Origin of the sequence: Nocardioides sp. zg-1228, from assembly GCF_017086465.1 — a bacterium.
Taxonomy (GTDB): Bacteria; Actinomycetota; Actinomycetes; order Propionibacteriales; family Nocardioidaceae; genus Nocardioides.
Map to the genome: position 1 here is coordinate 3,479,377 of NZ_CP070961.1, position 24,922 is coordinate 3,504,298.

21 protein-coding genes are annotated in these 24,922 nt (G+C 73.3%); 8 read left to right on the top strand and 13 right to left on the bottom strand.

Annotated features, from left to right (window positions below; genetic code table 11):
* Positions 1–98 precede the first annotated feature (98 nt).
* Positions 99–914 (top strand): AraC family transcriptional regulator, encoded by an 816-nt coding sequence (locus tag JX575_RS16740; RefSeq protein ID WP_241005220.1) that lies wholly within the window; start codon positions 99–101, stop codon positions 912–914.
* Between the two features lie 13 nt (positions 915–927).
* On the opposite strand, the gene JX575_RS16745 is transcribed toward JX575_RS16740, so the two are convergent.
* On the bottom strand, positions 928–2,373 hold the full coding sequence (locus tag JX575_RS16745) for a DHA2 family efflux MFS transporter permease subunit (protein WP_241005221.1): 1,446 nt from the start codon (positions 2,371–2,373) through the stop codon (positions 928–930).
* 88 nt (positions 2,374–2,461) lie between these two features.
* Positions 2,462–2,992 (bottom strand): DNA-binding protein, encoded by a 531-nt coding sequence (locus tag JX575_RS16750; RefSeq protein ID WP_186339200.1) that lies wholly within the window; start codon positions 2,990–2,992, stop codon positions 2,462–2,464.
* Positions 2,993–3,067: 75 nt separating this feature from the next.
* On the opposite strand from JX575_RS16750, the gene JX575_RS16755 reads away from it, so the two are divergent.
* A complete protein-coding gene (locus JX575_RS16755; protein WP_186339201.1) occupies positions 3,068–5,068 on the top strand; it encodes a VWA domain-containing protein in 2,001 nt (666 codons plus the stop codon).
* Between the two features lie 31 nt (positions 5,069–5,099).
* On the opposite strand, the gene JX575_RS16760 is transcribed toward JX575_RS16755, so the two are convergent.
* Together JX575_RS16760 and JX575_RS16765 are read right to left on the bottom strand one after the other, a co-directional pair.
* Entirely contained in the window at positions 5,100–6,152 is a 1,053-nt protein-coding gene (locus JX575_RS16760) for a serine/threonine-protein kinase (protein WP_186339202.1), read from the bottom strand.
* A gap of 30 nt (positions 6,153–6,182) precedes the next feature.
* A complete protein-coding gene (locus JX575_RS16765; protein ID WP_241005222.1) occupies positions 6,183–7,364 on the bottom strand; it encodes a saccharopine dehydrogenase NADP-binding domain-containing protein in 1,182 nt (393 codons plus the stop codon).
* A 52-nt stretch (positions 7,365–7,416) separates the two neighbouring features.
* On the opposite strand from JX575_RS16765, the gene JX575_RS16770 reads away from it, so the two are divergent.
* From JX575_RS16770 to JX575_RS16780, 3 genes are read left to right on the top strand one after another with little or no spacing between them, the layout of a single operon-like run.
* Positions 7,417–9,276 (top strand): beta-propeller domain-containing protein, encoded by a 1,860-nt coding sequence (locus JX575_RS16770; RefSeq protein ID WP_186339203.1) that lies wholly within the window; start codon positions 7,417–7,419, stop codon positions 9,274–9,276.
* 30 nt (positions 9,277–9,306) lie between these two features.
* On the top strand, positions 9,307–9,573 hold the full coding sequence (locus JX575_RS16775; protein WP_186339204.1) for a DUF2277 domain-containing protein: 267 nt from the start codon (positions 9,307–9,309) through the stop codon (positions 9,571–9,573).
* The gene (locus tag JX575_RS16780) at positions 9,570–10,406 is read left to right on the top strand and encodes a Sir2 family NAD-dependent protein deacetylase (RefSeq protein WP_186339205.1); all 837 of its coding nucleotides are present in this window, start codon (positions 9,570–9,572) and stop codon (positions 10,404–10,406) included. The genes JX575_RS16775 and JX575_RS16780 overlap by 4 nt, the downstream gene beginning before the upstream one ends.
* On the opposite strand, the gene JX575_RS16785 is transcribed toward JX575_RS16780, so the two are convergent.
* Positions 10,403–11,083, bottom strand: coding sequence for a metal-dependent transcriptional regulator (locus tag JX575_RS16785; protein ID WP_186339206.1), 681 nt, complete (start codon positions 11,081–11,083; stop codon positions 10,403–10,405). The genes JX575_RS16780 and JX575_RS16785 overlap by 4 nt on opposite strands.
* A gap of 62 nt (positions 11,084–11,145) precedes the next feature.
* Between JX575_RS16785 and JX575_RS16790 the strand changes: the two genes are divergently transcribed.
* Entirely contained in the window at positions 11,146–11,955 is an 810-nt protein-coding gene (locus tag JX575_RS16790; RefSeq protein WP_206054435.1) for a hypothetical protein, read from the top strand.
* Positions 11,956–11,967: 12 nt separating this feature from the next.
* Positions 11,968–13,563: an alpha-amylase family glycosyl hydrolase gene (locus JX575_RS16795; protein WP_186339208.1), complete on the top strand. Its 1,596-nt coding sequence runs from the start codon at positions 11,968–11,970 to the stop codon at positions 13,561–13,563.
* A 21-nt stretch (positions 13,564–13,584) separates the two neighbouring features.
* Here the strand turns inward: JX575_RS16795 and JX575_RS16800 are convergent, their stop codons facing one another.
* The 7 genes from JX575_RS16800 to JX575_RS16830 form a co-directional block, all read right to left on the bottom strand.
* Complete coding sequence (locus JX575_RS16800; protein WP_186339209.1) at positions 13,585–14,043, bottom strand: MarR family transcriptional regulator; 459 nt, start codon at positions 14,041–14,043, stop codon at positions 13,585–13,587.
* Entirely contained in the window at positions 14,040–15,626 is a 1,587-nt protein-coding gene (locus JX575_RS16805; RefSeq protein ID WP_313960507.1) for an MDR family MFS transporter, read from the bottom strand. The genes JX575_RS16800 and JX575_RS16805 overlap by 4 nt, the downstream gene beginning before the upstream one ends.
* A 443-nt stretch (positions 15,627–16,069) precedes the next feature.
* Positions 16,070–18,094: an ABC transporter ATP-binding protein gene (locus tag JX575_RS16810; protein WP_277395303.1), complete on the bottom strand. Its 2,025-nt coding sequence runs from the start codon at positions 18,092–18,094 to the stop codon at positions 16,070–16,072.
* Positions 18,091–19,824, bottom strand: a complete 1,734-nt coding sequence (locus JX575_RS16815) for an ABC transporter ATP-binding protein (protein ID WP_186339210.1) — start codon at positions 19,822–19,824, stop codon at positions 18,091–18,093. Before JX575_RS16815 ends, JX575_RS16810 begins: the two co-directional genes overlap by 4 nt.
* A 153-nt stretch (positions 19,825–19,977) precedes the next feature.
* Positions 19,978–20,616, bottom strand: coding sequence for a pyridoxamine 5'-phosphate oxidase (gene pdxH / locus JX575_RS16820; protein ID WP_186339211.1), 639 nt, complete (start codon positions 20,614–20,616; stop codon positions 19,978–19,980).
* A 63-nt stretch (positions 20,617–20,679) separates the two neighbouring features.
* Positions 20,680–21,327, bottom strand: coding sequence for a hypothetical protein (locus JX575_RS16825; protein ID WP_186339212.1), 648 nt, complete (start codon positions 21,325–21,327; stop codon positions 20,680–20,682).
* An 87-nt stretch (positions 21,328–21,414) separates the two neighbouring features.
* Positions 21,415–21,780 carry a DCC1-like thiol-disulfide oxidoreductase family protein gene (locus JX575_RS16830; protein ID WP_186339213.1) on the bottom strand — a complete coding sequence of 122 codons (366 nt, stop codon included), beginning with the start codon at positions 21,778–21,780 and terminating at the stop codon, positions 21,415–21,417.
* A 435-nt stretch (positions 21,781–22,215) separates the two neighbouring features.
* Between JX575_RS16830 and JX575_RS16835 the strand changes: the two genes are divergently transcribed.
* Complete coding sequence (locus JX575_RS16835; protein ID WP_186339214.1) at positions 22,216–24,375, top strand: DUF4185 domain-containing protein; 2,160 nt, start codon at positions 22,216–22,218, stop codon at positions 24,373–24,375.
* A gap of 7 nt (positions 24,376–24,382) precedes the next feature.
* Here the strand turns inward: JX575_RS16835 and JX575_RS16840 are convergent, their stop codons facing one another.
* Positions 24,383–24,916, bottom strand: a complete 534-nt coding sequence (locus JX575_RS16840; RefSeq protein ID WP_186339215.1) for a GNAT family N-acetyltransferase — start codon at positions 24,914–24,916, stop codon at positions 24,383–24,385.
* Positions 24,917–24,922 lie beyond the last annotated feature (6 nt).

Sequence of the window (24,922 nt, forward strand, 5' to 3'; positions counted from 1 at the left end):
CCTGCCGCGGGGCGCGCTCGTGGGGGCCCGAGCCGGACCCACGGTGAACTAAGGGTAGCCTTACCAATCCTGCGAGGTTGTCGTGAAGGAGACAGATGGTGTCGTCGATCGGACACCCGCCGTGGGGCGCTCCCACCGCGACGGCGGCCGGCGCCATCGCGGTGGAGGAGTACGGCTACGGCCTCGGGCCGCCCACCGGCGTGCTGGTCCTGCGCTATCCCCCGCAGGCCGCCGTGCCCGACTTCCCACCCGACCGCGACGACTTCGTGCACCAGCTCTTCTGGTCGCCCGACGGCGTCCTCGCCGTGCATCGGGGCGACACCTCGCGCTTCCTCTCCTCCGCCGAGATGCTGTGGGTGCGCCGGGGCGTCGTGGCCGAGGTCCACGGGCTCGGCCGGCAGACGGTCCTGCGGGTGTGCGTTCGCCAGGCGCCGGCCTCCCTGACCGCGCTCGAGGCAGGGGTGCTCGCGCCCGAGGCCGAGGTGGGCGGGCGGCTCCTCGAGATCGCGCGCCCCGGCGTCGAGGAGCAGGACGGACTCCGGGCGCGGCACGACGTCCTCGAGGCGCTCGCCGGGTGCCGGGCCGTGCACCTGGGCCACGTCGACGGCGGCGCCGGCCCGGCGCACACCGTTGCGCAGGCCCTGCTGCACGACCCGGCGGACCCCACCAGCCTCACCGACTGGGCGGCCCGGCTCCACGTGAGCGACAAGACGCTGCAGCGCCACTTCGTGCGCGAGTTCGGCACCACCTTCACCGCCTGGCGTACGACGACCCGGTTGCGGGCCGCGGCCGCCATGCTGCGCCACCTGTCGGTCACCGAGACGGCGCACCGGGTGGGCTACACGAGCGTGTCCGCGTTCACCGCCGCCTTCACCCGGGAGTTCGGGACCAGCCCCGGGCGCTACGCCGGCTGAGCGCGCCCCCGGCTCAGTGCGCCGCGGGCTCGCCCGGGCGCCGCACGAGCAGGGCGACGAGCACCGCCGCGGCGGAGATGACGCCGCCGTACATGAGCGCCGCGTGGACGCCGTCGGCGGTCGCCTCGACCAGGGCGGCACCCTCCTCGGTCCGGGCGACCGTCACGCGGGTCATCACGGTGACGAAGAGCGCGGTGCCGGCAGCGCCCGCGACCTGCTGGAGCGTCGAGACGATCGCGCTGCCGTGGGAGTAGAGCTGCGGCGGCAGCGAGCCCAGCGCGGAGGTGAGGAGCGGGGTGAACATCAACGCGAGCCCCACGCTCATCAGCACGTGGAGTCCGACGACGGTGGCCTGCCCGGTCCCGGCGTCCAGGGTCGTCATCCCCCACAGCGCGGCGCTGACGAGCGCGGCGCCCGGCGCGACCAGCGGCCGGGGGCCGACCCGGTCGAACAGGCGCCCGACGATCGGGGCGAGCAGCCCCATGGTGAGGCCGCCGGGGAGGAGGAGCAGGCCGGTGTTGAGCACCGACAGGCCCAGCACGTTCTGCAGGTAGAGGGGGATCAGGATCAGCGTGCCGAAGAGCGCCATCATGCTGACCGCGACCAGCAGCACGGCGACGCTGAACGCGCGCACCCGGAAGGCGCGCAGGTCGAGCAGCGCCCGGTCGCGCAGCCGCAGCTGACGGGCGACGAAGGTGACGAGCGCCAGGCCGCCGAGCACCAGCGGCAGCCACACGGGCACGGGGGTGTGGCCGGTCGCGCTCTCGCCGATGCTGCTCAGGCCGTAGATCAGCCCCCCGAACGCGAGCGCGGACAGCACGACGGAGAGGACGTCGACGGGCACGTCGCGCGGCTCGGTCACGTTGCGCACCCAGGCCGCGCCGAGGGCCAGTGAGAGCAGCGCGATCGGCAGCACGATCCAGAACATCCAGCGCCACGACAGCTGGTCGAGGACGATCCCGGAGATGGTCGGGCCGATGGCCGGGGCGACGGAGATGACGATCGAGATCGTGCCCATCGTCTGGCCGCGCCGGCGCTCGTCGACGACGTTGAGGATCGTGGTGATGAGCAGCGGCATCATCAGGGCGGTGCCGACGGCCTGGACGACGCGGCCGGCCACCAGCATCGGGAAGACCGGCGCCAGGGCGGCCACCAGCGTGCCGGTGCTGAACGACGCCATCGCCGCCACGAACACGGTGCGCAGAGGGAAGCGCGTCAGCAGCCAGCCGGTGATCGGGATGACCACGGCCATGGTGAGCAGGAAGGCCGTGGTGAGCCACTGAGCCGTCGTGGCCTGCACGTCGAACTCGCGCATCAGGTCGGGCAGCGCGACGCTCATGATCGTCTCGTTGAGGATCACCACGAAGGCGGACGCGACGAGCAGCCCGATCAGGCGGCCGTGCCCGTGGGGCGACGCGGTCCCGAGGTCGGGAGGTGTCGGCTGGGCGGTCGTGGTCACGTGCGGCGTCCTCCGGGTCTGCGGTCGCGGCATGCGTCGTCGCGGCCGCGGTGTGTGTCAGTGACCGTCAACCCGGCGCGAGCGGGCGCTATTCCTCCGGGCCGGACGGGCGCCGGGTGATCCGGGTCAACCCGTCGAGGTGGGCCCGCACCTCCTCCGGCGAGCCGGTGCCGTGCACGCGGATGAGCTCGGCGAGCGCCGGGTGCTCGGCGGCGAGCAGGTCGGCCGCCCGCAGCAGGTCCTGGCCGGAGGCCACGGTGCGCAGCAGCTCGGCGGTCGCCGGCTCGGCCGGCGGGCGCGCGGCAGCGCCGGTCAGGGTGGTGGAGTCCTGCTGGCGGATCTCCTCCAGGCGCACAGCGACCTGGCTGTGGGCCAGCCCGGACGCGACCTCGTCGGCCAGCTCGACGAGCGCGCTCAGCCGCTGGACCGCCAGCGGGTTGCCGATGGTGGTGCGCCGCCCGCTCGCCAGCTGCGAGAGCATGGGCGCGCTCACGCCGATCGTGCGCGCGACGGCCGCCTGGCTGAGGCCGAGCGCCGCGGTGACCCGGTCGAGGACGTCGCCGATCGCGGCGCCGTAGAGCTCCTGCTGGCGCCGACGGCTCTGCGACTGCCCGACCATGGCCCGATGATAACGCACGCACATGTTATGTTTGCGATTGCTAACGCCGGGTAGGACCGTCGCAGGAGGTGCCCCATGACCCACCGGATCCGGACGATCCCCCACCACGCGACGACGGCGCTCGCCGCCCTCGCCGCACTGACCATGCTGGTCCTCGTCGCCGCGATGGGCGCGAGCAGCCCGGCCGGCGCCACGAGCGGCGAGACCGACCCGCCGGCGAGCGACGCCGCCGACACCGAGCCCGATGCCGCGCCCGAGACCGACTACGCGCGGATGGTCCTGGTCCTCGACGCCTCGGGGTCCATGGCGGAGCCGGCGGGCGGCGGGACCACCAAGATCGACGCCGCTCGGCAGGCGCTCGGCACCGTCGTCGACGGGCTGCCCGACGAGGCCTACGTCGGACTGCGGGTCTACGGCGCCACGGTGTTCTCCCGCGACCAGAAGGGCGCCTGCACCGACTCGCAGCTCATCGTCGACCCCGGCACCGACAACCGCGACGAGCTGCGGGCGGCGCTGGAGTCGTACGAGCCCTACGGCGAGACGCCGATCGGGTACGCCCTGCGCCAGGCGGCCGGCGACATCGGTGGCGAGTCGACCCGGTCCATCGTGCTGGTCTCCGACGGCATCGCCACCTGCGAGCCCGACCCCTGCGTCGTGGCGGGCGAGCTCGCCCAGCAGGGGATCGACCTCCAGATCGACGTCGTGGGGTTGAGCGTCGACGCCAAGGCCCGCGCCCAGCTGCGGTGCGTCGCGGCGAAGGGCAACGGCACCTACTACGACGCCGACGACGCCGACGAGATCGTCGCCAGCCTGGAGACGGCGGCCGACCGTGCCGTGCGTCCCTTCGCGCTCGACGGCACGCCGCTGGCCGGCGGCGGCTCCGACGACCCCACTCCGATCGAGGCCGGGCTGTGGAGCGACAAGGTGGGCACGACGCCGCAGGACTCCGAGCGCTGGTTCTCCTACACGCGCACGATGCCCGGCTCGACCGTCCGGGTCGGCCTGTCCAGCCTCGGCGGCGACCCCGACGAGTGGGACACCGTGCAGCTCGAGACCAGCACGCCGCTCGGGGACTCCTGCGGCGTCGACAACAGCTTCAAGAACGTCAACTCCGCCGAGCTCCTCGGGGCCGAGGTCGCCGTGGGCGAGCCCCAGAGCAACGAGGACTGTGTGACCTCCGACGAGGTGCTGATCATGGTGTCCCGCTCGCTCAGCAACATGGGTCGCGGACAGTCGCCGTTCAGCCTCCAGGTGGTCGAGGAGCCACCGGCGGACGGCACGTCGCTCGCCGAGGAGGGCTCCTGGAGCGGAATCGTCCTGGACCCGCCGGACGTCTCCGGCACGCCGGAGGCGGTGACGGGCGGCGACTCCTTCGCCACCGCGCCGGTCCTCACCGACGGCGTCTACAAGGGCACCATCGTGCCGGGCGAGACGCAGGCCTTCCGGGTGCAGCTGGCCTACGGCCAGCAGCTCAGCGCGCGGCTGCGCACTCCCCCCGCCTCCCCGGCGCTCCACGAGCAGATCGGCCACCAGGGCCCGTTCGCCTCGTTCCTGGTCTACAGCCCGATGCGCGGGAACGTGCCGATCAGTGGGGAGGGGATCAACACCCACGGGTTCGCGGCCACCAGCTCCTCAGGGGTGTTCGGCGTGCAGACCCCCGAGGTCCGCTACAACAACCGCGTCAGCTCGGTCACCGTGGGCACCAGCCTGCCCGGCTACTACTACCTCGTCTTCGCAGCCGACTCCGACCACCGCGGGGAGTCCTACGAGATGCCCTACCGGCTCGAGCTCGAGGTGCGCGGCGAGGAGTCGGGCGCACCGGAGTACGCCGAAGGGCAGGCGCTCCTGACCGGCACGGACGCCCCGCTGGGCGCGCCGATCAGTGCCCCGGCCGAGCCGGACGAGCCCTCCGACGACGGCGCGGACGACCCGGCGGACGACTCCGGGCAGGCGGCGCCGAAGGACGAGGCCGAGCCCCTCTCCGCCGGCACCCTCGCCGCTGCCGGCGCCCTGGCCGCGGTGGCGCTCGGGTGCGTGGCGGTCGCGGTCAACCTGCTCCGGGGACGTCGCGGCTGAGGGCACCATGCAGGCCCGGCCGGCGCGACGGTCACCCCAGGAGCAGCCAGACCGCGCCGCACAGACAGGCAGCGGCCACCACCAGCAGCAGCACGGCCAGCCCGCGCCGGTCGGCCGGGACATCGGGCCCGCCGCGTGACTGGCTGCCAGAGCCAGTGCCAGTGCCAGAGCCAGCGCCGCTGGCCGGACCGCTGGCCGGACCGCTGCCCGGACCGCTGGCTGCGGTCGCCACGGCGGTGCGGGTCTCGGCCCCGAGCACTCCCGCCAGCTGGTCGAGCACGACCACCGGCTCCACCGGCGCCGGGGCGCCCGACAGGTCGAGGGCGGCGAGACGCTCGCGCAGCGCGGCGGCGCTGGTCGGTCGCGCGGCGGGGTCGGTGCTGACCGCCTCGAGGAGCAGCGCGGCGAGCGGCTGGAGGCCCGGCTGGTCGACGACCAGTGCGGCGACGGCGTCGGTGGCGTGGGGCGGGCGGACGCCGGCCAGCATCTCCAGCCCGACCATCCCCGCGGCGTAGACGTCCTGGGCGACGGACGGGTCCGCCCCGGCCAGCTGCTCGGGCGCCATGTAGCCCGGCGACCCGATCACCTGGCTGGCCCGCGTGAGCCGGGGGTCGTCGGTCCGGGCCGAGATCCCGAAGTCGGTGAGCAGGAGGTGGGGGCGCGCGGTGCCGGTCGCCCGGAGCAGCAGGTTGGCCGGCTTGACGTCGCGGTGCACGATCCCGGTCGCGTGCACGACGTCCAGCGCGGTGAGCAGCTGCACGAGCAGCTCGCGCACCCACGTCGCCGGCAGCGGGCCGTGGTCGCCGATCAGGGTCGCGACCGAGCCCCCGCGCACCAGCGGCATCGTGAACAGGACGCGATCGTCCTCCCCCGCCCACGACAACGGCGTGACGACGTGGTCGTGCGGGATGCGGGTGCCCTGCTCGCGCATGAACCGCACCAGCGACGCCGAGTCGGACTGGCGCAGCACCTTGCCGGCGTAGACCTCTCCGTCGCGGCGGTCGCGGACGACCCAGACCGAGCCCATGCCACCGTCGGCGATCGGCTCCAGCAGCTCGAACCGTCCCGCGAAGACCTCACCCACGGTCGTGAGCCCCCCGGCGCGAGGCGGCCCTCACAGCGTCTCGAAGCGCATGCCGGCCTTCTGCAGCCGGATGAGCAGCGCGTCGCCCATCGCCTGCGCGGGCGTGACCTGACCGGCGGTCCGCGGGTTGTCGTCCAGGGCCAGGCAGAGCGCTGCCTCGGAGAGCATCTTGGCCGTCTCGGTGTAGCCGGGGTCGCCACCGGAGACCCGGGTGCGGACGGCGCGTCCGCCTGCCTCGCCGACGAAGTCGACGGTGAACCAGGACCGCTCGCGCTTCTCCGATGAGGGCCCCGAGCCCTGCGGCACCTTGGACTTGAGGAGCTCGCGCACGGGCCCGACCTGCGCGGCCAGGCCCAGCGCGCCGACACCCACGGCGCCGCCGACGGCGTAGGGCAGCGTCTTGGTGCCGGCCCAGTGCGAGTAGCGGAACTCCGGGCCGTACGACGCCAGCGCCGCCCCGGTGCGCGCGACGACGATCGGGTCGATGGTGGGCAGCGGGAGGAGCCAGTAGCCGAGGACCGGGTCACGGTGCGGCCGTCCGCGCACGGCACGCGACGAGCGCCCCTCGGGCCGCGCCTCGGCGCGCCGGCGGGCGGCGTAGGCCTGTTTCATCTGCGTGGCCCGGGCGAACTGGTCGAGCGCGGAGTGGAAGGTGCCGCCGGAGAAGGTGCCACCGGAGCGGACCACGCCACGCAGCGTGATCGGCTCGTCGGACGGCAGCTGCTGCACGGTGAAGTAGGCACCCAGGTCGTGTGGGATCGAGTCGAAGCCGCAGGCGTGCACGAGTCGTGCGCCCGTGCGTACGGCGGTCTGGTGGTGCTCGAGGTACATCCTGTCGACGAACTCCGGCTCGCCGGTGAGGTCGAGGTAGTCGGTGCCGGCCTCGGCGCACGCGCCGACGAGGGGGGCGCCGTGCCGGAGGTAGGGACCGATCGTGGTGGCGACGACACGTGTGCGTCGGGCGACGTCGGACAGCGCGGCGGCGTCGGTGGAGTCGGCGACCAGCACCTCGACGTCCACGCCCCGCTCCGCGGCCAGCCGGCGGCGTACGTCGTCGAGCTTGTCGGCATTGCGGCCGGCGATGGCCCACCGCAGTCCGGCCGGCGCCGCCGCGGCGAGGTAGTCGGCGGTCAGGCCCCCGGTGAAGCCGGTGGCCCCGAAGAGCACGAGGTCGAGATCACGGTCGGGACGGCTGTCGAGGGGGGCGCTCACCGCGCCATCGTGCCACGCGGAACCCCGCCCCGGGATGCTCCGTCCGACCGCCATGCGCGCTCGAAGGATCGTCACCTCGCTCACCGTCGTCACCAGTCTGGCCGCGGCGCTCGGCATCGGCTACGCCTTGGGCGACGACCCCGGCGCCCGGCCCCCGGCCGCACCCCCGATCACGCTGGCCAACGCCGACCTCACCGTCGCCTCGAGCTGCGCCGACCTGCTCGACAGCTACGTCGAGCGCGCGCTCGCCGAGGTGGGCCCCTACGGATGGGGCGACACGGTCTACTCCGAGGCGATGTCCGGGGCCGACGCGGCCGCGCCCGCCGACGCCGCGGAAAGCGCTCGCTCGACGGTCAGCACGTCGCGGAGCACCAGCGCGGAGTCGGGCACCAACGTCCAGGAGGCCGGCGTCGACGAGTCCGACGTGGTCAAGGTGGCCGGCAGCCTGCTGGTGCGGCTCCGCGAGGGAGAGCTGCTGGCCTACGACGTCTCGGGCGAGGAGCCGAGCCTGCTGTCGGCGACGCGACTCGACGACGCCCGCGGCAGCAACGGCTGGGTCGGCGACCCGGGAGGCGAGCTGCTGCTCGTGGACGGCCGGGCCGTGGTGGTCGGGACGTCGGCCGGCGCGTCGTCCACGACGATCACCACGGTCGACCTCGCCGACCCGACCGCGCCGGCCGTGGTCGACGCCACCACCGTCGGCGGCCGCGCCTCCGCGGTGCGGCTGCACGGCGACGTCGTCCGCGTGGTGGTGCACAACAGCCTCCCGCAGCTCGACTTCGCGATGCCCGAGGGGACGCTCGGCGAGCTGCGCGCCCGGATGCGCAACCGGGCCCTGGTGCGCGACACCACGCTGGCCGACTGGCTCCCCACCGTCGCCGGCGACCCGGTGGTCGACTGCGCGGACGTGGCCGTACCGGAGGACAGCGAGGTCGCCGTCGGCACCACGACCGTGCTCGCCCTCGACCCCGCCGACCCAACCGCCCTCACCACGGACGCCGTGGCCACCGACTCCGACATCTCCTACTTCTCCACCGACCGCTTCTACCTGGCCGCGGCCAGCCCGCAGTGGGGCTGGATTGACTGCATGGACTGCCGCCCCGGCGGCATGCCGATGCCCGACGGCACCACCCCGCTGTTCGCGTTCGCGCTCGAGGGGACCGACACGACGTACGTCGCCTCCGGCGAGGTCGAGGGCACCATCGCCGACCGTTGGTCGATGGACGCCGTCGGCGGGTCGCTGCGGGTGGCGCTCGGGCCGAGCAGCGAGACCGGCGACTTCAACTCGGTCGTCATCCTGCGCGAGGAGGGTGCCGACCTGGTCGAGGACGGTCGTGTCGACGGCCTCGGTGTCGGGGAGGAGATCAAGTCCGTGCGCTGGTTCGACGACCTCGCGATCGTGGTGACCTTCCGCCAGACCGACCCGCTCTACGCCGTCGACCTCTCCGACGCCACGGAGCCGCGACTGCTCGGCGAGCTCAAGATCCCCGGCTTCTCCGACTACCTCCACCCGCTCGGCGAGCGCCGCCTCATCGGCATGGGCCAGGACGCGTCCCTGCGGGGCGTCACCCGTGGCGCCCAGGCCGCGCTGTTCGACGTCACCGACCTCGCCGACCCGCGGCAGATCGACGTGGTGCGCTACGACGACGGCACGTGGGCCGCGGCCGGCGGCGACCCGCGACAGTTCGCCTGGCTGCCGGACCGGCGGGTCGCGCTGACGGTCGTCTCGCGCAGCGGCAGGGTCGGGATGACCGGCTGGGTCTCGGTCCTGTCGCTGGCCGACGGCTCGATGGACAACCGGATGGTCGAGGTGGAGCACGGCACGGACGTCGACGCCGTCCGCCTGGTGCCGCTCGCGTCCGGCGAGGTCGTGCTGGTGACCGGCGACGACGTGACGTTCTTCGACCTGTGACACGCGCGCGGCGCGTCGTAGGCTCGCAGCATGTGCCGCAACATCCGCCCGCTCAACAACTTCGAGCCGCCGGCGACCCGTGACGAGGTGACCGCGGCCGCCCTGCAGTACGTCCGCAAGGTGGCCGGCACCACGAAGCCGTCGCAGGCCAACGAGGCGGCCTTCCACGCAGCGGTGCGGGAGATCGCCCACATCACCGAGCACCTCCTCGACGAGCTCGTCACGACCGCGCCGCCGAAGAACCGCGAGGTCGAGGCCGCCAAGGCCCGTGCCCGGGCGCAGGCGCGCTACGCGTGAGCCTTCCCGCGTCCGGCCCGGCCGAGGAGGAGGCCCTCGACCTGCTCTGCTCGCGGCCCCTGGTCGTGCTGACCGGCGCCGGACTCTCCACCGACTCGGGCATCCCCGACTACCGCGGTCCGGGCGCCCCGGTGCGGGCGCCGATGACCTACCAGGAGTTCGTCGCCACCCCGCAGGCCCAGCAGCGCTACTGGGCGCGCAGCCACCTCGGCTGGCAGCGGATCGGCCGGGCGCAGCCCAACGCCGGGCACCGCGCCCTCGCCGCGATCGACCCCGAGCTGCTGATCACCCAGAACGTCGACGGCCTCCACGAGGCCGCCGGGTCACGTCGGCTGGTGGCACTGCACGGACGGGTGGCCGACGTGGTGTGCCTGGCGTGCCGCACCACCTCCTCGCGCGCGGCGCTGGAGGCCGAGCTCGACGCGCTCAACCCCGGCTGGCTGGAGCGGCACGGCTGGGTCGCGTCGCGCCCCGACGGTGACGTCGACCTCGACCACACCCACGACTTCGTGGTGCCGCGCTGCCCGTGCGGCGGCGCCCTCAAGCCCGACGTCGTGTTCTTCGGGGAGAACGTGCCGCCCGACCGGGTGGCACGCTGCTACGCCGCCGTCGAGGGTCTCGGCGGCGCCGGTGCGCTGCTGGTGGCCGGCTCGTCGCTCACCGTGATGAGCGGGCTGCGCTTCGTCCGGCGTGCCGCCCAGGGAGGGACGCCGGTCGTCATCGTCAACCGCGGCCTGACCCGCGGCGACGCGCTGGCGTCGTACAAGCTCGACGTGGGGTGCAGCGAGTTCCTCGGCGAGCTGGCGGCGCGGGTGGCCGATCAGGACACCTAGCGGCGGACGAAGATGTGCTCGGCCGCCTCGACCACGAGCTCGGCGGTCTCGCCCCCGGAGCCGATGAGGATGCCCTCCTCGGTGCGGGCGATGGTCACGGTCTTGCCCGGGACCGCGCCGACACGGCGCAGCAGGCCCATCAGCTCCTCGTCCTTCTGCATCTCCTCGGAGATCCGCTTGACGTGGACGCGCTGGTCCTCGGCACCGGCAGCGCCGGAGAGCGGCTCCACGTTGTCCATGAAGTCCTCGCCGGCCCGGTCGCCCAGCTCGTCGAGGCCCGGGATCGGGTTGCCGTAGGGCGACTCCGTCGGGTGGTCGAGCAGCTCGAGCAGGCGACGCTCGACGGTCTCCGACATCACGTGCTCCCAGCGGCACGCCTCGGCGTGCACGAGCTCCCAGTCGAGGCCGATGACGTCGGTGAGCAGCCGCTCGGCGAGCCGGTGCTTGCGCATCACCCGCGTGGCCAGGCGCCTGCCCTCCTCGGTGAGCTCGAGGTGGCGGTCGCCCTGCACGGTGACCAGCCCGTCGCGCTCCATCCGGGCCACCGTCTGCGAGACCGTCGGGCCCGACTGGTGAAGCCGCTCGGCGATGCGCGCACGCAACGGCGGGATGCCCTCCTCGACGAGCTCGTAGATCGTGCGGAGGTACATCTCGGTGGTGTCGATCAGGTCGCTCACGGGCTCATTGTGTCCCATCCCCCAACCGCCGCACGCACACGAGTCGTGGCACAGTGAGGCCGGTGACAGCGCTGATCGTGCCCCGCCGCTTCTGCGGCCCGCCCGACTCCGGCAACGGGGGCTGGACGGCCGGGTCCCTCGCCGCGCTGGACGAGACCGACGCGCCCGGTGACCACAACCGCAGCTGGCCGCCGATCGAGGTCTCGCTGCGCCGGCCACCGCCGCTCGACACCCCGCTCGGCGTCTCGACCGACGCCGGCGTCACGAGCGCGTCGTACGGCGAGGCGCCGGTCGCGACCGCCCACCGCGTCGACCGCACGCTCACCGACGTCGAGCCGGTCGACCCCGCGGTGGCCGCCGCGGCGACGGCGGGCTACCCCGGTCTCACGTTCCACCCCTTCCCCACCTGTTTCGTCTGCGGCACCGACCGGGAGGAGGGCGACGGGCTGCGGATCTTCCCCGGACCGGTCGGCGGGGAGCCCGAGGGCGGTCGGGTCGCCGCGCCGTGGACGCCCCACCCGAGCCTCCAGGAGGACTGGCACACCTACGTCGACGACCACCCCCGCGCGAGCGTGGCCGCGACCTGGGCTGCGCTCGACTGCATCGGCGGCTGGGCCGGCGACCTCACCGAGCGGCTGATGGTGCTCGGCCGGATGACCGCGCGGGTCGACGCCCTCCCGGTCATCGGCGAGGCCCACGTCGTCGTCGGCGAGGGCCGCGGTCGCGACGGCCGCAAGACGTTCACCGCCTCGACCCTCCACGACGCCGACGGCCGGGTCGTCGCCACGGCCGAGCACACCTGGATCGCCGTCGACCCGCAGCAGTTCGGCGGCCGCTCACCCGACGGCCGGGGAGCCGCTGGCGCCGTTTGAGAAGATGCCCGCATGGCTGATGTGAACGATCCAACGACGTACTGGTGGCGCAACGCGGTGATCTACCAGGTCTACGTCCGCAGCTTCGCCGACAGCGACGGCGACGGCGTCGGCGACCTGCCCGGCATCACCTCGCGCCTGCCCTACCTCGCCGACCTCGGCGTCGACGCGCTGTGGATCACGCCGTTCTACACCTCGCCCCAGCACGACCACGGCTACGACGTCGCCGACTACCGCGACGTCGACCCGCTGTTCGGCCGGCTCTCCGACGCCGACGACCTGATCGCGCGCGCCCACGAGCTCGGCCTGCGCGTGGTCGTCGACCTCGTGCCCAACCACACCTCCGACCAGCACGAGTGGTTCCGGGCGGCGCTGGCCGCCGGTCCCGGCAGCCCCGAGCGGGCGCGCTACCTCTTCCGCGACGGCGACGATGGCACCCCGCCCAACAACTGGCAGTCGGTCTTCGGCGGACCGGCGTGGACCCAGGTCGAGGACGGCCAGTGGTACCTCCACCTCTTCGACTCCTCCCAGCCCGACCTCGACTGGCGCAACCCCGAGGTCCCGGCCATGTTCGAGGACGTCCTGCGCTTCTGGCTCGACCGCGGTGTGGACGGCTTCCGCGTCGACGTCGCGCACGGCCTGTTCAAGGAGGCCAGCCTGCGCGACCAGGTGGTCGGGGAGGGCGAGCGGCCGAGCTCGGGGCAGGTCAACACCGACCACTCGATGGTGTCCCGCGAGCTCAAGGACGAGCCGATGTGGGACCAGCCCGAGGTGCACGACGTCTACCGCGCCTGGCACCGCGTGCTCGACGAGGCCGGACCCGACCGGATGGCCGTGGCGGAGGCGTGGACCCAGACGTCGGAGTCGATGGCGGCGTTCGTGCGTCCCGACGAGCTCGACCAGGCCTTCAACTTCGCGTGGCTGCTGGCCGACTGGTCGGCCGACGACTTCGCGCGGGTCGTCACCGAGACCCTCGCGGCGGTCGAGCCGGCGGGCGCCTCGCCGACGTGGGTGCTCAGCAACCACGACGTCGTACGCCACCCCACCCGCTACGGCGGCGGCGAGCGGGGCCTGGCCCGGGCGCACGCGGCGACGCTGGCGATGCTCGCCCTGCCCGGCTCGTGCTACCTCTACCAGGGCGAGGAGCTCGGCCTCGAGCAGGTCGACGTCGCCCCCGAGGACCGGCAGGACCCGGCCTACCTGCGCACCGGGGAGGTCGGCCGCGACGGCTGCCGCGTCCCGATGCCGTGGGGCGGGAGCGAGCCCCCGTACGAGTTCGGTCCCGGCACCGGGCAGCCGTGGATCCCGCAGCCTGCCGACTGGGCGGGACTGACGGTCGAGGCGCAGACCGGCGCCGAGGGGTCGAGCCTCGAGTTCTACCGCCGGGTGCTGGCCGCGCGGCACGAGTTCGCGTGGACGGCCGGCGAGAAGGTCGAGCTTCTCGACCTCGCCCCCGACGTGCTCGCGTTCCGCCGCGGGCCGCTCACCGTCGTGCTCAACTGCGGCTCCACCGCCGTCGACCTCCCCGACGGCGAGGTGCTCGTGGCCAGCGCGCCCGTCGACAACGGCCGGCTCCCCGCGGACGCCTCCGTCTGGCTGCGGCGCTGACGGCTGCGCCGTGTCGCTCGCTCAGTCGTCGCCGAGGGCGCGGTTGTAGGCCGCCAGCTGGGCGCCGAAGGCGGCGAGCTCCTCGTCGCTCCAGGCCGAGAGCCGCTCGTCGAAGCGGTCGCTGCGGGCCCGGAACATCGCCTCGAGTCGCCGGCGGCCCTCCGCGCTCGCGTCGAGCAGGATCGCGCGGCGGTCGTCGGCGGCGGGCTGGCGCTCGACCAGGCCGAGGTCGACGAGCGTCTGCACCTGGCGGCTGACGCCGCCCTTGTCCATCCCGTACGCGTCGGCCAGGTCGGCGGCACGGAGCGGGCCGTGCTGGGCCAGGTGGCTCAGGATGAAGTAGGTGATGGGGTGCAGGTCGGGGTGGACCTCCCGGGCCCGGTCCGCCATCACCCGCTTGACCCGGCGGATCAGGATGCCGACCTCGGCCTCGATGAAGCGCAGGTCGTCCTGCCTCGTGGTCGTCGCGCTCGTGCTCATGACCGGGGCTCCTGCGCCAGGAGCTCGTCCTCGCGCATCACCGAGGTGCGCAGCGGGGTCTCCTTGATGAAGAGCACCGCGATCAGCGCCCCCACCGCGAACGGCAGGGCGACCAGGAAGATGTGGCCGGTCGCGTCGCCGAACGCGCTCTCGAAGATCGCCCGCACCGGAGCCGGCAGGTCCGAGACGTCGGGGATGCTGCCGGTGTCGTGCGAGACCGCGGAGGCGTACTCCGGGTGGATCGCGAGCAGCTTCGTCAGCCCCGACTCGACGGCCGCGGCGACCTGGTGGGCGAGCACGGCACCGAGCGCGGCGATGCCGACGGAGCCGCCCAGCGAGCGGAAGAAGGCGACGACGGAGGAGCCGGCTCCCATGTCGGAGAGCGCGATGGTGTTCTGCACGGCGAGGACGAGGTTCTGCATGGTCGCGCCAAGTCCCAGCCCCAGGACGGCCATGAAGAGGCCGGTGCGCCACAGCGGGGTGGAGGCGTCGATCGTGCCGAGCAGAGCGATGCCGGCGATGACCGCCACCATGCCGCCGACGAGCCAGCGCTTCCAGATGCCGGTGTGGGAGATGATCCGCCCGCTCACGATGCTCGAGACGAGCAGCCCGCCGACCATGCAGATCGACATCAGGCCGGCCTCGGTCGGGCTCATGTCCTTGGCGCGCTGGAAGTAGAGGCTCAGGTAGACCGTCGAGCCGAACATCGCGACGCCGATCAGCACCGACGCGACCGTGGCGAGGGTGAGGGTGCGCTCGCGGAACAGGCGCAGCGGGATCATCGGGTCGGCCGCCACGTTGGCCTCGACGTGGATCGCGAGGCCGATCACGACGACGGACGCGACGATCATCAGGCCGCTGGTCCAGGAGATCCAGTCGAAGTTGTTGCCGCCGAGCGAGACCCAGACCAGCAGGATGGACACGCCGCCGACCAGCAGGGTCGCCCCGAGGTAGTCGATCGAGACGTCCCGCTTGACGACGACGGGCAGGCGCAGGGTGCGCTGGAGGACGACGAAGGCCAGCAGGGCCACGGGCAGTCCGGCGAAGAAGCACCAGCGCCAGCCGATGGTGTCGACGAGCACACCGCCGACGAGCGGGCCGCTCACCGTGGCGAGGGCGAAGACCGCGCCGATGTAGCCGCTGTAGCGGCCGCGCTCGCGCGGGGAGACCATCGTGGCGATCACGACCTGGACCAGCGCGGTCAGGCCGCCGACGCCGAGGCCCTGGACGAAGCGGGCCCCGATCAGGACCTCCATCGACGGCGCGAAGCCGGCAGCCAGCGACCCCACCGAGAAGATCACCAGCGCGCTCTGCACCAGGGTCTTCTTGTTGAACAGGTCGGCGAACTTGCCCCAGATCGGCGTGGTCGCCGTCATCGCGAGCATGGTGGCGACGACGACCCAGGTGTAGCCGGTCTGGCTGCCCTCGAGGTCGTCGACGATGGTCGGCAGGGCGTTGCTGACGATGGTGCTGGAGAGCATCGCGACGAACATCGCGAGCAGCAGGCCGCTGAGGGCCTCGAGCACCTCGCGGTGCGTCATCTCGCCGCTCTGCTCGGCGGTGATGGGGGGAGCCTGGGTCACTACGGTCCTTTTCGGTTGCTCAGAGCAATAGTTGTTTTGCACAACCATAGGCGCGGCCCGGATGTTCCCCAACCCGGCGTACGCGCCCCAGGACGGCGTCAGGACGCGCCGACTCGACGTCGTTCGGGCGTCAGGACGCGCCGACTCGACGTCGTTCGGGCGTCAGGATGCGCCGACTCGACCTGCCCCGACCTGCCCCGACCTGCCCCGGACATGCAGCGACCCGCAGGCCTGCTGCCCCTCGGGGAGGGGCCCCGGGGGATGACACCGGGAGCCTGCGGGTCGGGTGGCTGCAGTGGATTCGCCGGCAGCTGTCGGCGATGCGGGCTGCCTAGCTGGCAGCCACCTCACTCATCCGAAAAGAACTCATTCCTCGGATCACCTCCCTTCTGTGTAGGACCACCGTACGTCGCCGGGTGGGCCCGCTCAACGGGTTAAGCCGCTCACCCCACGACGTCCTCGGCCGCCGCCTCGGGCGCCCCCTCGAACTGGGAGCGGTAGAGCCGCGCGTAGGCCCCGCCTGCCCCGAGCAGCTGCTCGTGCGAGCCCTGCTCGACGATCGAGCCGTCCTCCATGACGAGGATCAGGTCGGCGTCGCGGATGGTGGAGAGCCGGTGGGCGATGACGAACGAGGTGCGGTCGGAGCGCAGGGCGGCCATCGCCTGCTGCAGCAGCAGCTCGGTGCGGGTGTCGACGGAGGACGTCGCCTCGTCGAGGATCAGCAGCGCCGGGTCGGAGAGGAACGCCCGCGCGATCGTCACCAGCTGCCGCTCGCCGGCCGAGAGGTTGGAGCCGTCCTCGTCGATGACGGTGTCGTAGCCCTCGGGCAGCGAGTGCACGAAGCGGTCGACGAAGGTGGCCCGGGCGGCCTCGAGGATCTGCTGCTCGCCGGCGTCCGGCCGACCGTAGGCGATGTTGTCGCGGATGGTGCCGGCGAACAGCCAGGTGTCCTGCAGCACCATGCCGATGCGGCTGCGCAGCACGGCGCGCGGGATCGAGGTGATGTCCACGCCGTCGATGAGGATGCGCCCCGACTGCGGGTCGTAGAAGCGCATCACCAGGTTGACCATCGTGGTCTTGCCGGCGCCCGTGGGGCCGACGATGGCGACGGTGTGACCGGGCTCGGCGACCAGCGAGAGGTGCTCGATCAGCGGCCGCGCGGGGTCGTAGGAGAAGGAGACATCCTCGAAGCGCACCTCGCCCCGCCCGCGCTCGGCCGGACGGCCGGACGCGTCCGGCGACTCCTCGGGCGCGTCGAGCAGCTCGAAGACCCGCTCGGCCGAGGCGACGCCCGACTGCAGCAGGTTGAGCATGGAGGCGACCTGCGTCAGCGGCTGGGTGAACTGGCGGGAGTACTGGATGAACGCCTGCACGTCGCCCAGCGACATCGTGCCGCTGGCCACCCGCAGTCCGCCGAGCACCGCGATGACGACGTAGTTGAGGTTGCCGACGAACATCATGATCGGCATGATCAGGCCGCTGACGAACTGCGCGCCGTAGGACGCCTGGTAGAGCTCCTCGTTCTGCTCGGCGAAGACCCGCTCGGCCTCGGCCTGGCGACCGAAGACCTTGACGATCGCGTGGCCCGAGAAGGTCTCCTCGATGTGGGCGTTGAGCGTGCCGGTGCGCCGCCACTGCTGGATGAACATGCCCTGCGAGCGCTTCATCACCGCGCCCGTGACGGCCATCGAGATCGGCACCGAGACCAGTGCGACCATCGCCAGGAGCGGAGAGATCCAGAACATCATCGCCAGCACCGCGAAGACGGTCAGCAGCGAGTTGAGCATCTGGCTCATCGTCTGCTGCAGCGTCTGGCTGATGTTGTCGATGTCGTTGGTGACGCGGCTGAGCAGCTCGCCGCGCGGTTGCTTGTCGAAGTAGCCCAGCGGCAGCCGGTGCACCTTGTCCTCGACCTCCGAGCGCATCCGCAGCACGGTGCCCTGGACGACGTCGTTGAGCAGGTAGCCGGCCAGCCAGGACAGCAGCGACGCGCCGACGTAGATCGCCAGCACGACCATCAGCACGTCGGCGACCGCGGAGAAGTCGACGCCGTCGGTGAGGTCCATCGACGCGACCATGTCGGCGCGGTCGTCCTCGCCGCTGGCGCGCAGCGACTCCACGGCCTGCTCCTTGGTGCCCCCGGAGCCCAGCACGTCCCTGCCGATCAGTCCGGCGAAGACCAGGTCGGTCGCCCGGCCGAGGATCCACGGGCCGACGGCGGTGGCGATGACGCTCAGCAGCGTCAGCACCACGACTGCGTACGCCTTGTGGCGCGCGGGGTGCAGCCGCGCGAGCAACCGCCTGAGGGAGGGCCAGAACGTGTCGGCCTTCTGCCCGATCATCCCGCCACCCATCGGCCCGCGCCCGGGGCCGCTGGACTGGATCCGCTCGGTCTCCTTCAACGTGCCGGAGGCGGCCGGGGAGTCGGCTGACCCGGTGGCCGGGCCGGGCTGCTCGCGGGTGCTCATGCCACCTCCTCGGGGGTCAGCTGCGACGCGACGATCTCGCCGTAGGTCGAGCAGGTCTCGAGCAGCTCGTCGTGGGTGCCGGTGCCGACCACGGCGCCGTCCTCCATCACCACGATCCGGTCGGCGTGCCGGATGGTCGCCACGCGCTGGGCGACGATCACCACCGTCGCGTCGCGGGTCGCCGGGCGCAACGCCGCGCGCAGGCGGGCGTCGGTGGCCAGGTCGAGCGCGGAGAACGAGTCGTCGAAGAGGTAGATCCCGGGCCGGCGGATCACCGCGCGGGCGATCGCCATCCGCTGGCGCTGGCCGCCGCTGAGGCTGGACCCGCCCTGGGCCACCTCCGACTGGAGGCCGTCGGGCATGGCCTCGACGAACTCGCGCGCCTGGGCGATCTCGAGCGCCGCCCACATCTCGGCGTCCGTCGCGTCGGGCTTGCCGTAGCGGAGGTTGTCGGCCACGGTGCCGCGGAAGAGGAACGCCTTCTGCGGCACCAGCCCGAGGCGCGACCACAGCGTGTCGAGGTCGAGGTCGCGCACGTCGACCCCGCCCACGCGCACCGCTCCCCCGGTGGCGTCGAACAGCCGCGGCACCAGGTTGACCAGAGTCGACTTGCCGGCGCCGGTCGAGCCGACGATCGCCACGGTCTCACCCGGGGCCGCGCGCAGCGAGACCTCGCGGAGCACGGGCTCGTCGGCGCCGGGGTAGGCGAAGCTCACGCCGTCGAGCTCGAGGCCCAGCCGCTCGGGCAGCGCGGTGACCGGGACGGCGGGCGGGACGACGGAGGAGTCGGTGTGGAGCACCTCGGTGATCCGCTCGGCGCACACCGCCGCGCGCGGCACCATCATCAGCATGAACATCGCCATCATCACCGACATCACGATCTGCATGAGGTAGGCGATGTAAGCGGTCAGCGCGCCGACCTCCATCTGCCCCGCCTCGACCCGGTGCCCGCCGAACCACAGCACCCCGACGGTCGCCACGTTGGCCACGATCATCACCGTGGGGAACATCGCCGCCTGCCACCGTCCGGCCCGGATCGCGACCTCGGTGAGCTGGGCGTTGGCGTCGGCGAAGCGGGCGGTCTCGTGCTTCTCGCGCACGAACGCGCGCACCACGCGCACGCCCGTGATCTGCTCGCGCAGCAGCCGGTTGACCTCGTCGATGCGCTCCTGCATCAGCCGGAAGCTCGGCACCATCTGGCGCACGATGAGGCCGATGGACAGGCCGAGCACGGGCACCACGGCGAGCACCAGCCACGACAGGCCGAGGTCCTCGCGGGCGGCCATGACGATGCCGCCGACCATCATCATCGGCGCCGCCACCATGAGCGTGCCGCCCATCAGCACCAGCATCTGCACCTGCTGCACGTCGTTGGTCTCGCGGGTGATCAGCGAGGGCGCCCCGAACTGCTGCACCTCGCGCGCCGAGAACGACCCCACCCGGTGGAAGATCGCGGCGCGCAGGTCACGGCCGAAGCCCATGGCGTTGCGGGCCGAGAACCACACCGCCGTGATCGAGCAGGCGACCTGGACGAGCGACACGGCGAGCATCAGCCCGCCGTGGCTCACGATGTAGCCGGTGTCGCCGGTGACGACGCCGTTGTCGATGATGTCGGCGTTGAGGCTCGGCAGGTAGAGCGCGGCCAGCGTGCCGGCGAACTGGAGCCCGACCACGGCGGCCAGCGGCGCGGCGTACGGCCGGAGGTAGGTGCGCACGAGTGCGAGGAGCATCAGGAGTCCCTGCCGGTCGCGGTCGTCGGCGAGAGGACCCCCCGGAAGCGCACCCGGCCAGCATAGGTCGGCGCCCACCGGCCCACCAACGCCTTTGCGGCCACGCCCGACGACGCAGCGAGGGCCGACGCGTGCGACCTCGGACGGCCCGGCTCAGGGGGCGAGCCGCTCCACGGTCCAGCCCGCACCGTCGCGGCGGTAGACGAGCCGGTCGTGCATCCGGCTGGGGCGTCCCTGCCAGAACTCCACGGCCTCCGGCGCCACGCGGTAGCCGCCCCACTCGGGCGGGACCGGGATCGGTGCGTCGTCTCCGAAGCGCTCCTGCGCCTGCGCGTAGGCCGCCGTGAGGTCGGCGCGCGAGGCGACGGGGCGCGACTGGCGCGACGCCCACGCGCCGAGCCGGGCGCCACGGGGCCGGGTGTGGAAGTAGGCGGCGACCTCGTCGTCGCCGAGCACCGACGCGGTCCCCTCGACGCGCACCTGCCTCTCGAGCGGGTGCCAAGGGAAGAGCAGCGCGCAGCGCGGGTCGGTGGCGAGCTCGGAGCCCTTGCGGGAGGAGCGGTTGGTGAAGAAGACGAACCCGTCGGGGCCCACGCCCTTGAGCAGCACCATCCGGCTCGACGGGCCGCCGTCGGGCGACGCGGTCGCCAGCACCATCGCGTTGGGCTCGTGCAGCCCCGCGTCGACCGCCTGGCGCATCCAGCGGCCGAACATCTCGAGGGGGTCGTCGGCGAGGTCGGGCAGGTCGAGCCCGCCGCGGCCGTACTCCTCACGCAGCCCGGCGATGTCCATGTCGCCGACCCTAGTGCCGGTGCGCAACGCGAGCCCGCGTCGAGACCCCCTGTCGCGGGCCGGTCAGGGCAGCGTGGCCGCCTGGGCGGCGTACCACGACGTCCTGGCCTTGGCGCCCTTGCGCGTCAGCGAGACGTGCAGGTGGTCGCGGTGGCGCAGCGTCGGCGAGCAGGTGCGGCGCGTGCGGCAGCCCGAGCTGAGGTAGCGCTTGGCGACGAAGCCGTCGTAGGAGGCGTACATCGTGTCGTCCCAGATCAGGTACATGATCCCCATCCGGCGGGCCAGGGCGTGCGGCTGGCCGGTGTCGTCGGGCGCCAGGACCTCGTCGATCAGGGCGGCGGCGAGCGCGGCCTCGGCAGGGTCGGTGGCGTCGAGCAGCCAGTCGAACGCCCGCGACTCCTTGTGCTCGCTGCGGCTCGACCCGGCGCACGAACGGCTGATCGGGCCGTAGCCGCCGCCGCGGGCGACCAGCCAGTCGGCGAGCATGAGCACCCCCGCCTTCGGCTTGCGTCGGCAGGTGGTCTGCGGCTGGTAGCCCGAGTAGGGCTCCATCGGCATCAGGAACGGCGCCGACGACGTGACGGTGCCGCGACGGCTGGCGGGCTCCTGCGCCGAGGCTCCCGGACCGCCTGCGAGCAGGCCCAGCAACAGGCCGAGCAGCAGCACGCCCGTGGCCGCGACCCGCGCGCCGACCCCCGCTGATGACTGCATCGAAACGTCCCACCCTCCCCTGTGACCACATCCGGCACAGGGACCGTAGGCGCGCCCGCGCGCCGCCGTCAGGGGTTCGTCAGAACATCACCGCTGTAGTTCGCAGGCGGGCGTCCCGCCGGGCAGCCGGTGCCGGTGGGCGGCGACCCAGGCGTAGGCGCGGCGGGCCACGGGGTCGACGCCCGGCGCGGTGATCAGGCGCCCGGCGAGCCGGGCCGGCAGCGGCCCCGTGCGCAGGATCGAGGCGAACGCGCGGTGGCCGTAGTCGACGCGACCGTCGGGGTGGACGTAGGGCATCTCGACGACGGCGCGCTCGGGGTCGACGCCGAGCTCCTCGAGGTCGGCGGCCTGCACGGTCGAGCTGTCGACGTCGACGCCGAGCCGCGGCACCAGGCGGGCCGTGCGCATGCAGAAGCCGCAGTCGGCGTCGTTGAGCATGAGGCCTCGGTCCACGGCACGAGCCTACGTCGCGTGGCGGCAGCGCACGCTCCGCAGTGGCGCGCGGGTGGGGTTGAGCGGGGGCGTCCCCGCTCAACGGCCCGGATCCGGGTGTCCTAGCGGGGACGAGACGTGTCCAGTGGTCGCCGGACGCGCGGGCGTCGTTCAGCCGGATCGAGGCGCCGGGACGTACGCGCGCGCCGGGGGTTGAGCGGGGACGTCCCCGCTCAACGGCCCGGATCCGGGTGTCCTAGCGGGGCTGAGACGTGTCCAGTGATCAGCGGGACCCGTGGAAGGTCGTTCTCAGCGTCAGCAGTCTGTCCGCCTTGGCGGGGGCGCCATCCTGGCCAGCCGCGGCCAGCCGCACCCCACCGACGGGCCGGGACGCTTCCCGCACCCCACCGCCTCTGGGAGAATCCCCCCACCTGGCCGACCGGCGGATGGGGCGACGTGGCAGGCGACGTGGGATCGAGGCAGCGAGCGCGTCGTACGACCGCCGTGGCGTGCCTGGTCGTGGTGCTCGCCCACGGGGTCGCGTTGGCGATGATCGCCCGGAGCGCCGATGCCCAGGAGCCGCACCAGGTCCCGCTGCTGGTCGCCGCACCGGCGGTGGTCGCGTCGTCGCTCGCCGACGACGCCGACACCATGGCGGGCGCGCCGTTCGACGCCACCTGGACCGACGACGAGGACGAGGCCCGCAGCGCCGTGCACGACGGCACGGCCGTCGCTGCCGTGCTGGTCGACCTGCGCACCACCCGGGACGTCGTGCTCGTCAACGCACGGGCCGACGCGGCGCTCAACGACGCGGTCACCGACCGGCTCGAGACCATCTCCGCCTCCAGGGACCGGACCTTCGCCGTCGAGGAGCTCGCCGTGGAGGACTCGGACGCCGCAGAGCGGGTCCGCTGGTTCGTCCTGCTGGCGGGCGTGCTGGGACTCGGCGTCGCGCTGGTGCTCTCACTGGTGCGGGGCCGGGCCGGCGGGTCCGACCGGTCGCGCCTGCTGCCGGCAGTCGTCGCCCTCGGTGGGGTCGCCGTCACCGGCGCCGCGGTGCTCCAGCTCGCCCCCGCGACGCGGCTGCCCGGCGACGACCCGGCCGTCATCGGCATCGGCGCGCTGTACGTGTTCACGATGGGCGCGGTCGTCCTCGGTGCCGAGGCGCTGGCAGGAGTGGTCGGGCTGGCCACCGCCACGGCGGCGCACTTCGTGCTCGCCACGCCGCTGCTGTTCGCCACCGACCCCTACCTGCTGCCCCCCTCCTGGGCGGCCGCGACCGGGTGGATGCCGACCAGCGCGGCGCAGGGGGCGCTCGCTGAGGTGGCCCGCGTCGAGCCCGCAGCGCGCCAGCACGTGCTCGCGATCACCGCCGCTGCGGCGGTCGCCCTGCTCGTGCTGGCGCTCGCCCACCGGATGCGCGAGCGATCCCGGGAGCCAGGGGCGGCGATGCCGGTGCGGCACTGGCGGCTGTGGGTGCTGGGTGCCGTGGCGCCGCTGGCGGCGGTGCTGGGACTGGTGACCGCCTTCGTGCCGACCGACGTGGTCGGCGCCGCGTCACTGCCCAGCGTGGCGACCCGGACCACGTGCGTCGATCGTGGCGTCCGGCCCACGACCGTGGCCCAGCTGAACGCCCAGGTCGCAGACCTGCAGGGGGTCCCGGCGTTCCAGGGCGGCGACGTGGGGGCCGACGTCCAGCTCGGCGACGGCCGGTTCCTCGTCGTCTTCGGCGACACGCTGCGTGCCCCGGCCTTCGACGGACCGCGGCTTGTGCGCAACTCGATGATGCTCTGGCAGGCCGACTGCGTCTCGGTGGTGCTCCCGCCCTCCCGGGGCGCGCTCATCCCCGACCGCCGCGACGGGGTCGGCTACTGGCCGATGTCGACCGCCGTGTCCCACCGCCCCGGCTACGACCTCGTGCTGGTCTCGGCCCAGCGCGTCGCCGCCACCGGAGCCGGCTCGTTCGACTTCGCCAACCTCGGGCCGTCCCTGGCGGTGTTCGTGGTGGCCGACGGCGCGACGCCGCAGCTCATCGAGGTCGAGGACATCGGACCCGACGACCCGCGGCGGAGCCCGCCGGAGTGGGGGGCGGCGATGGCCGTCGCCGACCGGTGGCTCTACCTCTACGGGACCGCCAACCCCGACCAGGAGGGCGTCTTCGGATTCTCCCTCCGGGTCGCGCGCGTGCGCCCCAACGACGTGCTCGACGTCTCGCGCTGGCGCTTCTGGGACGGCAGCGCCTGGCAGCGCGACGCCGGCGAGGCGGCCCGGCTCATCCCTGCCGCCGGAGGCGTGTCGCAGACGCTGAGCGTCTTCCGCCGCGGTGGGCGCTGGTACGCCCTGAGCAAGCTGGACGGCGACCTCGGCGACCAGCTGGTGCTGTGGACCGCCCCCCGTCCGACCGGACCCTTCACCCGGACGGCGCCGGTCGCGTCGTTGCCCGTCAACCCCGACTCCGGCGCGATCACCTACATGCCGCTCGCGCACCCGCAGCTGTTCCCCCGGCCCGGGACCGTGGTGGCGTCCTACAGCAACAACAACGTCGACGCCCGGAGGATCACGGAGGATCCGCGCCTCTACCGTCCGACGTTCCTGCGCGTCCGGCTGCCGGGGTGACGGGACGTCAGATGCGCCGGCCGAAGCAGCGGCTGAGCTCGGAGCCGCAGTAGTGGCCGAACCCGGGGATCGGCTCGTAGCCCGAGGACAGGTAGAGCTCGATCGCCTCCGGCTGCTTGATCCCGGTCTCCAGCACGAGCACCTCGATCCCGGCGTCGGCGGCGGTCGCCTCGAGGTGGGCGAGCATCCGCCGCGCCAGGCCGCGCCGCTGGGCCGCGGGCACGACGTACATCCGCTTGACCTCGGCGCTCACCTCGGCGCCCAGCGCCGTCACCGAGCTGCGCCGCCACGCGCCGGTGGCGACCGGGACGCCGTCGAGGTAGCCGACGAAGAACTGCCCGAGCGGGTCCTCGAAGTCGGCCGGGTCGACCGGCGACTCGTCGCGACCGCCGTAGCGCGCGACGTACTCCTCCTGGACCGCCTCCACCAGCAGCTGCGCGTCGCGGTGGGTGATCGGGAGCCGCTCGATGCGCAGCCCGGACGCCGTGGCCCCGGTCGCCGCGGCCGCTGCGCGGCCGGAGGACGGCGAGCCGTGGTCCATCGAGAT

Excerpts from the sequence above, each read along its gene's own strand:
- JX575_RS16750 (WP_186339200.1), bottom strand. The coding sequence starts at position 2,992 with ATGGTCGGGCAGTCGCAGAGCCGTCGGCGCCAGCAGGAGCTCTACGGC.
- JX575_RS16755 (WP_186339201.1), top strand. The coding sequence starts at position 3,068 with ATGACCCACCGGATCCGGACGATCCCCCACCACGCGACGACGGCGCTC.
- JX575_RS16770 (WP_186339203.1), top strand. The coding sequence starts at position 7,417 with ATGCGCGCTCGAAGGATCGTCACCTCGCTCACCGTCGTCACCAGTCTG.
- JX575_RS16775 (WP_186339204.1), top strand. The coding sequence starts at position 9,307 with ATGTGCCGCAACATCCGCCCGCTCAACAACTTCGAGCCGCCGGCGACC.
- JX575_RS16795 (WP_186339208.1), top strand. The coding sequence starts at position 11,968 with ATGGCTGATGTGAACGATCCAACGACGTACTGGTGGCGCAACGCGGTG.
- JX575_RS16800 (WP_186339209.1), bottom strand. The coding sequence starts at position 14,043 with ATGAGCACGAGCGCGACGACCACGAGGCAGGACGACCTGCGCTTCATC.
- JX575_RS16810 (WP_277395303.1), bottom strand. The coding sequence starts at position 18,094 with ATGAGCACCCGCGAGCAGCCCGGCCCGGCCACCGGGTCAGCCGACTCC.
- JX575_RS16815 (WP_186339210.1), bottom strand. The coding sequence starts at position 19,824 with ATGCTCCTCGCACTCGTGCGCACCTACCTCCGGCCGTACGCCGCGCCG.
- pdxH (WP_186339211.1), bottom strand. The coding sequence starts at position 20,616 with ATGGACATCGCCGGGCTGCGTGAGGAGTACGGCCGCGGCGGGCTCGAC.
- JX575_RS16825 (WP_186339212.1), bottom strand. The coding sequence starts at position 21,327 with ATGCAGTCATCAGCGGGGGTCGGCGCGCGGGTCGCGGCCACGGGCGTG.
- JX575_RS16840 (WP_186339215.1), bottom strand. The coding sequence starts at position 24,916 with ATGGACCACGGCTCGCCGTCCTCCGGCCGCGCAGCGGCCGCGGCGACC.